Source organism: Roseibium sp., assembly GCF_039982295.1.
Taxonomy (GTDB): Bacteria; Pseudomonadota; Alphaproteobacteria; order Rhizobiales; family Stappiaceae; genus Roseibium.
On the sequence record NZ_JBDWYP010000064.1, the window covers coordinates 242,795 to 255,162 of the forward strand.

At 58.2% G+C, this 12,368-nt stretch carries 8 protein-coding genes; 5 read left to right on the forward strand and 3 right to left on the reverse strand.

Going from position 1 to position 12,368, the window contains the following annotated elements:
- Positions 1–79 precede the first annotated feature (79 nt).
- Positions 80–2,179 (forward strand): methyl-accepting chemotaxis protein, encoded by a 2,100-nt coding sequence (locus ABJZ52_RS14070; protein ID WP_348187583.1) that lies wholly within the window; start codon positions 80–82, stop codon positions 2,177–2,179.
- A gap of 73 nt (positions 2,180–2,252) precedes the next feature.
- Here ABJZ52_RS14070 and ABJZ52_RS14075 read toward each other — a convergent pair whose 3' ends face one another.
- Complete coding sequence (locus tag ABJZ52_RS14075; RefSeq protein ID WP_348187582.1) at positions 2,253–3,608, reverse strand: MFS transporter; 1,356 nt, start codon at positions 3,606–3,608, stop codon at positions 2,253–2,255.
- 71 nt (positions 3,609–3,679) lie between these two features.
- Positions 3,680–8,485: an NAD-glutamate dehydrogenase gene (locus ABJZ52_RS14080; protein WP_348187580.1), complete on the reverse strand. Its 4,806-nt coding sequence runs from the start codon at positions 8,483–8,485 to the stop codon at positions 3,680–3,682.
- 96 nt (positions 8,486–8,581) lie between these two features.
- Here ABJZ52_RS14080 and ABJZ52_RS14085 point away from each other — a divergent pair, with 96 nt between their 5' ends.
- The 4 genes from ABJZ52_RS14085 (at position 8,582) to ABJZ52_RS14100 (ending at position 11,848) form a co-directional block, all read left to right on the forward strand.
- Positions 8,582–9,151: a peroxidase-related enzyme gene (locus ABJZ52_RS14085; protein WP_348187579.1), complete on the forward strand. Its 570-nt coding sequence runs from the start codon at positions 8,582–8,584 to the stop codon at positions 9,149–9,151.
- Positions 9,152–9,241: 90 nt separating this feature from the next.
- Positions 9,242–10,192, forward strand: a complete 951-nt coding sequence (gene argC / locus ABJZ52_RS14090; protein ID WP_348187578.1) for an N-acetyl-gamma-glutamyl-phosphate reductase — start codon at positions 9,242–9,244, stop codon at positions 10,190–10,192.
- A gap of 40 nt (positions 10,193–10,232) precedes the next feature.
- The gene (leuD, locus tag ABJZ52_RS14095; RefSeq protein WP_348187576.1) at positions 10,233–10,838 is read left to right on the forward strand and encodes a 3-isopropylmalate dehydratase small subunit; all 606 of its coding nucleotides are present in this window, start codon (positions 10,233–10,235) and stop codon (positions 10,836–10,838) included.
- A 158-nt stretch (positions 10,839–10,996) separates the two neighbouring features.
- Positions 10,997–11,848 carry a protein-methionine-sulfoxide reductase heme-binding subunit MsrQ gene (locus ABJZ52_RS14100; protein ID WP_348187574.1) on the forward strand — a complete coding sequence of 284 codons (852 nt, stop codon included), beginning with the start codon at positions 10,997–10,999 and terminating at the stop codon, positions 11,846–11,848.
- Here the strand turns inward: ABJZ52_RS14100 and ABJZ52_RS14105 are convergent.
- Positions 11,845–12,348, reverse strand: a complete 504-nt coding sequence (locus ABJZ52_RS14105) for a cyclic nucleotide-binding domain-containing protein (protein WP_348187572.1) — start codon at positions 12,346–12,348, stop codon at positions 11,845–11,847. The two genes, ABJZ52_RS14100 and ABJZ52_RS14105, sit on opposite strands and share 4 nt — an antisense overlap.
- Positions 12,349–12,368: the final 20 nt, after the last annotated feature.

Consider the following 12,368-nt stretch of genomic DNA (forward strand, 5'->3'; position numbering starts at 1 on the left):
AAAAATGGTGCAGTGCAGAGGTGTTTACACCTCATAGTTTTATGGGCTCCTGAAAAACTTGCCGTGGGATTCCGGATACATGTTTCAAAAGGCACAGGTCACGACCAAGCTCGTCGCCGTCAGCATTGCGGCGCTTGCCGCCGTTCTGGTTGCAGGCATTGGTTTCATCAGTTGGACGGCGTCCCAGGTGACGCAGCAACTCACGGTGCATCAGGCAGAGGCCGTTGCACGTGAGCAGGCGGAATATGTTCGCCGCACAATGGAAGAGGGCCTGACTGCAGCTCGAGGCTTTGCTTTCAGTCTCAACGGTTTGAAGAGTTCCGAAATGACCGACCGTGCCGCCTGGTCGTCGGTTGTCGAAGAGACAATGAAGTCCAACACGTCGCTTTCGGGCGCCTGGGCGGCGGTGATCAACAACGCGCTTGATGGCAGGGACGCAGACTTCAAAAACGCTGAGCTGCACGACGATTCCGGCGAGTGGCGACCGTATTACTACCGGCTTCCGGACGGAAATGTCGGGTTCCGCCCTCTCTCCGATCTGGATGAAACGGAAGCCAGCAACTGGTTCAATGTTCCTTACAAAACCGGCAAAGACTATGTGACAGAGCCCTACAGCTGGGAAGCTGGCGGCAAGACGGTTTCCGGCGTATCGTTTGGCATTCCGCTGCGTGACAAGACAGGTGTCATCGGAGTGGCTGGCGTCGACATCATGCTGACGCCGCTGGCGGAGACCTTGAACGGTCTGCATCCGCTGGAGACCGGTTCGATCCACCTTTTGTCGCGCGAGGGGAAATGGATTTCCCATTCTGATCCGGCACTTCTCGGCAAGGATTGGACCGAGGGGAGGTCACCCCTCGACGCCGAACAGGCCGGTGCCGTTCTCGGCGCAGTCAAAACGGCACAACCCTTCCAATACCCCGGGTATTCCAACAGCTTGAGTTCCGAGGTGCTGCGCATCATCACGCCAGTGGATATTGGAGATGGTGCCGCGAGCATGTCGGTTGTGGTCAATGTGCCCGTGTCGACCTTGAACGCTGCTTCGGCGGGCATTGTCTACACGATCATCGGGATCGGCGTTTTGCTTCTGATTGTTGTCGGCATGTCCATCTATCTCGTCGGCAACACCATTGTCCGTCGCCCGCTGGAGAAAATTGTCACCAGCATCCAGGCGTTGATGGACAAAAGATATGATGAGCCAATTCCAGGTGCTGGCCGCCACGATGAGATCGGCAAGATTGCGTCCGCACTTGAGGTGTTCCGCGAGAAGGCCCAGGAAGCAGACATGCTTGCGCAGGAGCAGGAACAGCTGCAGGAACAACAGCTTGCCCGAGCCACGCAAATCAGGGATCTTTCGGAGAGTTTTGACGCAAAGATTTCTCATCTGGTCCAGACGGTTCTTGCACAGGTGTCCGACCTGAACGGTGCTGCAGTTGTTTTGACCAAAGGCGCAGATCACACCAGCTCTCAGAGCACGATGGTTGCTGCCGCCTCGGAGGAAGCTTCTTCCAATGTTGAGACCGTGGCCTCGGCTGCGGAAGAGTTGATGGCATCTGTTGAAGAAATTCGCAGGCAGATGGGTCAGTCAGCCGAAATCGCAGGTCAGGCGGTTCAGCAAGCGCAAGACACCAATGCGAAGATCGAGGGACTCGCGGAAGCGGCCAGCCGGATCAACGAAGTGGTGAAGCTGATCACGGATATTGCCGAGCAGACCAACTTGCTGGCCCTGAACGCAACCATTGAGGCTGCCCGCGCGGGCGAAGCCGGCCGCGGCTTTGCAGTTGTTGCAGCGGAGGTCAAGGAACTCGCGACCCAGACGGCGAAGGCGACGGACGAAATCTCGATGCAGATCCAGTCGGTGCAGAGCGAGACTGAAGGCGCTGTCGGTGCGATCCAGGGGATTTCGCTGACCATCGAAAAGATGAACGAGATTGCCAACAGCATTCAAGGTTCTGTGGACCAGCAGGGTCAGGCGACCGAAGAGATCGCTCGCAACATCCAGGAAGCCGCCAATGGTACGCAGGATGTGGCGCGCAGCATCGTGACGGTTGCTTCATCGGCTGATGAGACCGGCAGCACAGCACGCCAGGTCAGTTCGGTGGCTGAAGTGCTTCAGAGTGAAGCCAGCAGCCTCAAGGACGAGGTTGATGGCTTCCTGGTAGGCGTCCGGTCGGTCGCGTAGGCTTGGACATTCCCTAAGATGCCGGAATGTCGGGCGCCGCAGCGATTTCTCGTTGCGGCGCCTTTTTTTGTTTCTAGTGCGATTTTGTCAGCAGAAATGCACCGATCCCGAAGAAAATCAGGATCGCGGACATGCCCGCAGCCTGGCTGCCGGTCGCAACTGTGAGCAGACTGACAGAGAGTGGTGCCAGAAAACTGGTGACCTTGCCGGAAAGCGCCAGAAGTCCGAAGAATTGCGAGATCTGTTCTTTTGGCGCCAGTTCGACCAGAAGGCTGCGTGATGCAGCCTGAAGCGGTCCTGCTGCAGCGCCAATCAAGGCGCCCAGGGCGAGGAAAAGCTGTTCAGGGGCTGTCGTGAACAGGCCGCTGTTTGTTGCGGGGGGCGCCGTCTTGATCAGAAACAGGATCGTTGTCTGATCAATCGAGATCAGTCCAAGTCCGCAGGTTGTCAGAATTGCAAGCGCCCCGAAAAGGACGGCCCTGGGACCATAACGATCGTCCAGCCGTCCGCCGACAATGGCACCGATGGTGCCGGTAATGGTCAGAAGAATGCCGAAGGCGCCGATCTGGATCGAGCCCCAGCCAAGTTGGCCTGCCGCGTAGATGCCGCCGAAGGCGAAGAGGGCTACGAGACCGTCCTTGTAGGCCATGTTTGCCAACAGAAACACAAACAGCGGCCGGTTGCGCCGAGCGTTGCGAAGGCTAGCCAGAAGGTTGGCAAGGCCTACCCTGATCGCCGGGGCGAGGTTCGCCTTCTTCGGGGCGTCCGGAACAAAGAAAAACAGCGGTACCACAAAGACCAGGTACCACAGCGCCGAGAATGGCTCTGAGGCCCGATCACCCTCGCGCGTTGCGGGATTGAGCCCGAACAGTGGATCAAAGCCCAAGAGGGTTTTGCCACTCTCCGGGTTCGCTGCCAAAAAACCTAGAGCTATCACGAGACTGACCAGTCCGCCCGCATAACCGGCAGCCCAGCCGGTGCCAGAGAGTCGGCCGACGCGGTTTGATGGCGCGAGATCCGTCATCATCGCGTTGTTGAAGACAGTGGCGAATTCGATGGCAAGTGTTGCCACAGCAAAGCTGGCCAAGGCCACTGGAATTGCCGAAGGATTTCCCGGCTCCGTATACCAGAGCATCCAGCAGGCGAAGACAAAGGGCAGCGAGAAGACGAAGATCCAGGGCTTGCGGTGTCCGGTTGCATCGGCAATCGCCCCGAGAATGGGGGCGAGCAAGGCGATGGCAAGACCGGCGCCTGCGGTCGCATAACCCCAAAGGGCCTGGCCCTCCGCGGGCGTATTGGCCAGGGCCGACGCGAAATAGGGCGCAAAGACAAAGGTGGTCACCAGCGTGAAGAACGGCTGGGCTGCCCAGTCGAACAGGGCCCAGGAGGCGATCGCAAGGCGGTTCGCCGGAGCAATCATTTGGGTCATGACACTTTCCGGAGCTTGAAGCGGACGACCGGCACACTGACTGCCGGCCGTCCTTCAGGTCAAGCCCGGGATCAGCGTGTTGCTTCGGCGAGCAAGCTTGCCGCAACGGAGAACTTGGAGACGGACAGCTCGCCTTCCAGAATCTCATTGACGGTCCGGGTCGTGCGAGCCACGGATTTCTCGTGGGCCGACAGCCAGGTCTGGAAGCTGCCGGCGGCGATTGCCTGCACCGCGAGGTTGCGATGAGCCGCAGCCAGGATGGACCGTGCCCGGTCAAGAGCCAGCCCATCATAGTAATCCGCTATGGAAAGTTCTCTTGCGAGAGCGTCCATCGCTCCGATGCGGAAGTGTGCTGCGACTTCAAAGAAGGCCTTTGCAACTTCGTCCAGCTGGCTGCCAGTTTCTTCGGCAACCAGGACAATGTCCGGAATTGCCGCTTCGACGGGTAGCCAGGCGATACGAGTTGCGAGTTCTTCCGGAACAGCATTGTCCACATAGTGCTCAGCCAGACGTGTTATTTCACTCGCCTGGTCTTCGCTCAGAATTACCGCTAGCAACGGCCGAAGACTTTTTACGCCGGCTCCAAAGCGCTCCACGACATCGGAAATGCCGTCTGTGAAGGAGACGTTGCGTTTGAACCAAACCACCTGTTCGAGGAGTAGATCCTGAATGCTTGAATAAAGTTCAAGCTGGATTGCTCCATCAATCGTCGTATCAAGCGCATCGATCTCAGCGTTCAGGTCTGTGAGATCGAAGCTGTTGCGTACCGCAACGAAGCTTTGGGCGATGTCAGATGCGGTGGCGCCGGTCTGATCCATGAGCCGGGTCAGGAACGTCGGTCCGCCACGGTTGATCATGGAATTGGCGAGCATGGTCGCGATAATCTCGCGTCGCAGGCGATGGGTTGATATTTCATCGGAATAGTCGCCGGCCATCTGGTCCGGGAAGTAGCGGAACAGCTCTCGCTCGAGGTAGGCATCGTCTGGCACGGTGCTGGCGAGCAGATCATCGTAGAGCGTGAGCTTGGCGTAGGCGAGCAGAACGCCAAGTTCTGCGCGGGTCAACGTCTGGCCAGCCTTGATCATTTCGGAGAGGCTGGAATTGTCCGGCAGTTGCTCGACCTGACGATCGAGAAGGCCTGCCTGTTCGAGCTGGCGCATCATCCGCGCCTGATAGCCAAGATCTTCCGAGCCGCGCCGTTCGGTCATCGAAATGGCGAGGGTTTGCAGATAGTTGTTCCGCAGAACCAAATCTGCGACTTCGTCCGTCATTTCGGCCAGGAGTTCGTTACGCTGGGCAATATCGAGCTTGTTTGCCTTCACCGCAGCGCCGAGGGCGATCTTGATGTTCACTTCCATATCGGAGGAATTCACGCCTGCGGAGTTGTCGATTGCATCGGAATTGCAGCGACCGCCCTGCTTGTGGAACTCAATCCGGGCAAGTTGTGTCAGGCCAAGGTTGGCGCCTTCACCAATAACCTTCGCGCCGACTTCCGGCGCAACGATGCGGATCGGGTCATTGGCACGATCGCCTGCGTCCGCATCCGTTTCGGTGGTGGCACGGATATAGGTGCCGATGCCGCCAAACCAGAGCAGATCGACATTCATGCGCAGGATCGCGGTCATGACAGCCTGCGGTGTAGCGTTTGCGTGGGAAATGCCGAGCAACGCCTGAATTTCAGGGGAAAGCGGAATGGATTTGGCTGATCTTGGGAAGATGCCGCCGCCCTTCGAGATCAATGATGTGTCGTAATCCTTCCAGGACGAACGCCCAAGGTCGAACATGCGCTTGCGTTCGGTCCAGGTCTTCGCCGGATCGGGATCGGGATCGATAAAGATATCGCGGTGGTCGAAGGCTGCGACCAGCTTTGTCGTTTTGGACAACAACATGCCGTTGCCGAATACGTCACCGGACATGTCGCCGACACCAGCGGCCGTGAAGGGTTCGCTCTGAATGTCGCGGTTCATTTCCCGGAAGTGCCGCTTGACCGCTTCCCAGGCTCCACGGGCCGTGATGCCCATCTTCTTGTGGTCGTAGCCGGCGGATCCACCCGAGGCGAAGGCGTCGCCGAGCCAGAAATCCCGGCCTTCCGAAATGGCGTTTGCGGTATCAGAGAAGGTTGCGGTGCCCTTGTCGGCGGCGACCACCAGATAAGGATCATCGCCATCGTAGCGCTGGACCTCAAGGGGTGGTTTTACCGCGTCGTCGACGAGATTATCGGTTACGTCCAGCAAGGCGTTGATGAAGATCTTGTAGCTTTCCGTGCCCTCCTGGAACCAGGCCTCACGGTTGCTCATGTCCGGGAGCATTTTGGGAACGAAACCACCTTTCGCACCAACGGGAACAATCACTGCATTCTTGACCTGCTGCGCCTTTACCAGGCCGAGCACTTCGGTGCGGAAATCCTGAGGGCGGTCGGACCAGCGCAGGCCGCCACGTGCGACCATGCCGAAGCGCAGATGCACGCCCTCAACGCGCGGGCTGTAGACGAAGATCTCCCGGAAAGGCCGCGGCTGTGGCAGTTCCTCGATTTTGCGCGAGTCAATCTTGAAGGCGAAGGTTTGTTTTGGCTTACCGTCTTTGTCCAGCTGGAAGAAGTTGGTGCGCAGGATGGAATCAATGGCGTTCTGGAACCGGCGCAGAATGCGGTCGTCATCCAGGCTGGTCACGCTATCCAGGGCGGCGGTGAGCTCGCTTTCCAGACGCGCGGTGCCCAAGGTTCGGTCCTTGTCCTTGGCGGTGGGCAGGAACCTGAGATGGAACAGCTCGACAAGCTTGGAGGTGATTTCCGGATAGTTGTTGAGCGTCGTCCACATATAGTCTTCGGAAAAGCGGATGCCGGCTTGCCTGAGATACTTCGACAGGGACCGGACGATCGCGATGTCGCGCCATGCAAGACCCGCGGTCAGAACGAGAGCGTTGTAGCCATCGTTCTCGGCCCGGCCTGACCAGATCGCCATGAACAGGCTTTCAAGCCTGTCCTGAAGGTCTCCCTCGAGGGCAATATCGCCGCTCCGGCTGGCCTCCAGCGTCATTTCATGGAAATAGGACAGGGGAGCATCCGAAGGAGTGATCCGATAGGTGCGCTCGTTGATGACCCGGAAGCCCATGTTTTCCAGAAGTGGGACACGAGCGGAAAGGGGGATCGGAGCGCTGCGGTTGAAAACCTTCAGGGAGAGGCGTGTCGCCTTTGCACCGGTGGTGCGGAAGAACGTGATCGCTGTAGTGCGCGCTTCCGACAGGGTTTCAATCTTGACCACATCGGACAATGCCGTTTCAGCGTTGTAGACTTCCTTGTAACCGCCATGGAAGGCCAGAGCGTAGCGGTCTGACAGATCACGGGCCCGTATGGGATCGAAGCGCGCCTTCATGGCGTCGCGCAGGCTGTCCGGCCAGGTTCTGACCATGGATGCGACAGCACGTTCCAACTCGTCCTGTTCCGGCTTGGGCGTCTCGCCCTTGTCGCGGCCGATGATGAAATGAACGCGCGCGAGTGGCCCCTCCATGTAGGTCACATACCAGGCTGACAGGCGACCTTCGTAGATCGACGCCAGGTAGGTTCCGATGTTGAGACGCACTTCTGTGGTGTACCGATCGCGCGGTACGAAGCAGAGGATCGACACGTAGCGGTCGAAGCGGTCGGCGCGCGATAGCACGCGAATGCGCGGCCTTTCGTCAAGCTGCAGGATCGTTATTGCAAAGTCGAAGAGCGTTTCGCGGTCGATCTGGAACAGTTCGTCCCGAGGGAAACCTTCCATGACATTGGTTAGTGCACGTCCGGAGTGGCTGTCCGGATCATAGCCGGCCTTGGCCAGAACGCTGGCCGTCTTGCGGCGCAAGAACGGGATTGTGCTGGTTGGTTCGGTGTAGGCCGTAGATGTGAACAGGCCAACGATGCGTAATTCGCCGACCATCTTGCCGTCGGCGTCAAACAGCTTTGCTCCGACATACTCCATGTGGACGCGGCGATGGACCTTGCTCCTCACATTTGCCTTGGCAATGATCAGAGGATCCGGCTTCATCAGGAATTCGCGGATTTCGGGCGTGATCTGCACGAATTCAGAACCACGACGCAGGACGCGCACGTCGGGATCTGCGAGCAGGCCCAGCCCTGTTCCGTCTTCGGGTGAAAGGTTGCCTTCCTCGACACCTCCTTGGAAGGTGTACTCCCTCATTCCCAGAAGAATGAAATTGTCGTTCGCCATCCATTCAAGGAAGTGGATGGCCTCCCAGAGTTCGTCGCTGCTGCCCTCAAGTTGCGCGGTCTTGTAGGTGTTGATCGCGCGCAGCAAGCGCTTGTGCATTGGCGTCCAGTCCTGAACGGCGGACCGGACGTCTTTCAGCACTGCGTCAAGACGGGCAGCCAGCTCTTCGCGTGCCGCCTCCGAGTCGAGCCGTGTCACATGAATGTGGATCAGGCTTTCCTGGTCTTCCTCGCGCGGAGCTCCTTTTTTCTTGCCAGTGGCGGAGACCAGGGCGCCGTCCGCGTTCCGTTCGACGTTGAAAATCGGATGGAGCACGAGATGGACTTCAAGGCGGCTGTCCTGCAGCTCCGCCATGACCGAGTCCACGAGGAACGGCATGTTGTCGTTGACGATCTCGACGACGGTCAGTTCCCCCGCCTTGTCGCCGTCTGCCTTGAAGGCCGGGTTTGTCACGTCGACGCGGTGGGTGCCTCGAGGGTGTATCTGGAAGTCGGCGAAAGCGTGTTTTGCGAAGCCGATCAGCTCTGCCTGCGAGTAACCCACGAGATCTTCAGCCGCGCCGCGGATGTAGAACTCCCGTGCGAAGTCCGCCAGGGCGGGATCCTCCTTCTGGAGGGTCTGGTGGATGGCTTCGATGAGCCCCATTTTTGCGACTTCTCTACGATCCGGCATTTCCAACCCTTTCGAATCCGTATTCGACGGCTTTTTGTCATGCTAGCTTCAGAACATGAAGGGAAAACTTACAGATTTATACATCAGGGGAAACGCATGAGCGAAAAATGCATAACGGCGCTTGATATGGGCGACGATGGGGCGCTCAGCCCGGAGACGCAAAAATACTTTGGCCTCTGTGAGGAAAAGCTCGGTCTGATTCCAAATGTGCTTAAGGCCTACGCCTTTGACGACACGAAATTGCGAGCCTTCACGGACATGTACAATGACCTGATGCTTGCCGAGAGTGGCTTGTCGAAGCTGGAGCGCGAGATGATTGCCGTCGCAGTTTCTTCGGTCAATCGTTGTTTCTACTGCCTGACGGCGCATGGGGCGGCTGTCCGGGAGCTCTCCGGTGATCCTGTTCTGGGGGAGCTGATGGTCATGAACTACAGGGTCGCGGACCTGAGTGAGCGCCATCGCATGATGCTTGATTTTGCGGTCAAACTGACAGAAAGGCCGGCGGAAATCCTGGAACAGGACCGCCAGGATCTGCGGGATGCAGGATTCTCGGATCGCGATATTTTCGATGTTGCGTCGGTTGCGGCCTTCTTCAACATGACCAACAGGGTCGCCGCTGCAACGGACATGCGCCCCAATGATGAGTATCACTCAATGGCGCGTTGAGTTCGTGAGGCTTGCAAGTCCGTGACATAATGGGCATTTGGGTGTAGGAGACACGGGTTTTTAAAACCCACAGGAGAGGGAGCCGGGGCTATGGTCGCGCGCGTGTTCATTGATGGCGAAGCAGGTACGACGGGTTTGCAGATCCGCGAGCGCCTCGCCACACGCCGTGATATCGAGCTCCTTTCGATCCCTGACCATCTGCGCAAGGATATCTCTGCGAAGACCGATATTCTGAATTCGGCCGATGCGGCGATCCTGTGCCTGCCTGATGCGGCAGCCAAGGAAAGCGTCTCCCTGATTTCCAACGACACCACGCGAGTGATCGATGCCTCGACCGCCCACCGGGTGGCGGATGGTTGGGAATACGGGTTTGCCGAAATGGACAAGGGCCAATCCTCGCGCATCGCGTCGGCGATCCGTGTCGCCAATCCTGGCTGCTGGCCGCAGGGCGTGATCGCGTTTGTTCGTCCGCTGATTGCGGCAGGCCTTCTGCCTGCTGACTATCGGCTGTCAGTCAATGGTATCTCTGGCTATTCCGGCGGCGGCAAGTCAATGATCGAGGCGTATGAGACTGCGGGCGACAATGCGAATGTGTTCCTGCCTTACGGTCTGGGTTTCAATCATAAGCACCTTCCGGAAATGAAGCGCTATTCGACGCTCGAGAACGAACCGCTTTTCGTGCCGGCCGTTGGCAACTACTACAAGGGCATGCTGACCGCAGTTCCCCTGCAGCTTTCGACCCTCGACAAGGTTCCGACCGGTGCCGAGCTGCACGCCGCAATTGCCGATCATTTTGCAGCTGTGCCCGGTGGGTTCGTTGAGGTTGCACCGCTGGCCGATCTGGAACGTGCCGGCGACCTGAGCCCGCAGACACACAACGGCACCAACGGCATGAGCTTGCATGTCTTTGCCAATGATGAACGCGCGCAGGCCGTTTTGATCGCGACCTATGACAATCTGGGCAAGGGCGCATCTGGTGCCGCTGTCCAGAACCTGAACCTGATGCTCGGCGTCGACGAGACCACAAGCCTCGCCGCCTGAGCCCAATTCAAGAAAAACAAAGACCTCTGGAGTAACCGCCTTGGACAAGTTCGATACACTTACAGGTGTTGCCGCGCCGCTGCCGATCATCAACATCGACACGGACATGATCATCCCGAAGCAGTACCTCAAGACGATCAAGCGCACGGGGCTCGGCACGGCGTTGTTCAGCGAGATGCGCTACAATGAAGATGGTTCCGACAATCCGGACTTCGTGCTGAACAAGCCTGCCTACAGCGGCGCCAGCATTCTGGTCACCGGAGAGAACTTCGGCTGCGGATCCTCGCGTGAACATGCGCCCTGGGCGCTGCTGGATTTCGGCATTCGCTGCGTGATCGCTACGTCCTTCGCAGACATTTTCTACAACAACTGCTTCAAGAACGGCATCCTGCCGATCAAGGTCTCTCCCGAGATCCTCGAGAAGTTGATGGATGACGCGTCGCGGGGCTCAAACTCCACGCTGACCGTCGATCTGGTCACCCAAACCATCAAAGGACCGGACGGCGGCGAGGTTAGCTTTGAGATTGACCCCTTCCGTAAGCATTGCTTGCTGAACGGCCTCGACGATATCGGCTTGACCATGGAAAAAGCGCCTAAGATCGATGTCTACGAAAACAAGACAGCCGAAAGCCGCCCCTGGGCATAAGCCAGTGCCTGGGTGGAGTTGACCTTGCATCAAGTTGTTTTGAGAAAGGCCGGGCTAAACGCCCGGTCTTTTTTTGACAGCCCTCTGGGCCATCACACCGTCTTGAATAACCGTTTGGTGAATTTTCGGACGTTTGGCTGTAGGTCTGAGGCATGATCATGACTGCTTCTCTTGCGCACTACGCTCCCTGGACAGACCGTCGAGGCATGCTGTCGGCTCTGCGGCTTGTCGTGTTTGTCGCCATCCTGGTGCCCGGGATCGCCATCTTTGCGGACTTGATATTCGGCCCGGTCCGGCCCGAGCCCTACGAGCATGCTCTGAATGAAAGCGGCGAATGGGCCGTTCGCTTGCTGCTGCTTTCGCTTTTCGTAACGCCCGTTCGGCGGATCTTCTCCTGGAACAAGGTGATCGGTGTCCGGCGAATGATCGGTGTTTCCGTTCTGGCTTACGGGCTCTTGCACCTCGGCCTCTACATGGCCCAGGAAAACTGGGACCTGGTGAAGGTTGCTTCAGAGATTGTCGTGCGGATTTATCTCACGATCGGATTTGTCGCATTGCTGGGTCTGGTGGCGCTGGGAGTGACGTCCTTTGACCGCGCTGTGCGACGTCTCGGGCCGACCTGGAACCGGCTGCATCAGCTTGCCTATCCAATCGCCGTACTTGGCATCCTGCACTTTTTCCTGCAGTCAAAGTCGGATGTGGCGCAGCCAACGGTGATGGCAGGATTGTTCGTGCTCCTGATGCTCTACCGTCTTGCTGCCCGTAGTCGCCTTCAAGTCTCAAGCTGGTGGGTCTTGCTGCTTTGTGCAGTTCTGGCGGCCGCCGCGACGGCGGGTCTTGAATATGCCTGGTACGCACTCGCAACGGGCATTCCGGCGCAGCTCGTGTTTTTGGCAAACTTTGATGTTGCGACAAGTTTCCGCCCGGCGGTCTGGGTCGGACTGTCCGGCGCGGTGGTAAGCCTGGCTGCTGGCGGGCAGCAGATGTGGCGATCCGTTCGGACGGCTTAAGTCTCGTTTGAGCCGCGCAGGCCCTTTGATACGGAAAGTCGTTCCAGTACCGCCATGCGTTCGCCGATCGGGGCAAGGGCGCTGGCGGTGAGTTTGTAACGTGCGGCGTGGGCTTCAAAAAGCCTCTGCGCCAGCTCCGGATATTCCTGGATCATGCGCTTGAACAGGGCGCGCCGGATCCGAATGACGCGAACGTACCCGATTGCGATAGCGCGGCAGGGACGGGTCGCATCAACCAGCATGGCCGTTTCACCCAGAAGCGTTCCGGTTTGTGCCAGATCGATTTCCTCGAAACCGTTCGGACCGCGCCTTTGCAGGCTTACGTCACCTTCGGCAATAACCAGACCGCCGTCAGCGCGTTCGCCTTCATCGAAGAGCATCATGCCGTTCGGATAGTCGAGGCTCTCGGCGCTGAAGGCGAGGAGACGCAATTGGTCATCGGCAAAATCCGACAGCATCGGAATCTTTTGCAGAATCGCTATGTCCTGAACGAGGCTCATATGTCTGATTTACGCTCATT

Excerpts from the sequence above, each read along its gene's own strand:
- ABJZ52_RS14070 (WP_348187583.1), top strand. The coding sequence starts at position 80 with ATGTTTCAAAAGGCACAGGTCACGACCAAGCTCGTCGCCGTCAGCATT.
- ABJZ52_RS14075 (WP_348187582.1), bottom strand. The coding sequence starts at position 3,608 with ATGACCCAAATGATTGCTCCGGCGAACCGCCTTGCGATCGCCTCCTGG.
- ABJZ52_RS14080 (WP_348187580.1), bottom strand. The coding sequence starts at position 8,485 with ATGCCGGATCGTAGAGAAGTCGCAAAAATGGGGCTCATCGAAGCCATC.
- ABJZ52_RS14085 (WP_348187579.1), top strand. The coding sequence starts at position 8,582 with ATGAGCGAAAAATGCATAACGGCGCTTGATATGGGCGACGATGGGGCG.
- argC (WP_348187578.1), top strand. The coding sequence starts at position 9,242 with ATGGTCGCGCGCGTGTTCATTGATGGCGAAGCAGGTACGACGGGTTTG.
- ABJZ52_RS14100 (WP_348187574.1), top strand. The coding sequence starts at position 10,997 with ATGACTGCTTCTCTTGCGCACTACGCTCCCTGGACAGACCGTCGAGGC.
- ABJZ52_RS14105 (WP_348187572.1), bottom strand. The coding sequence starts at position 12,348 with ATGAGCCTCGTTCAGGACATAGCGATTCTGCAAAAGATTCCGATGCTG.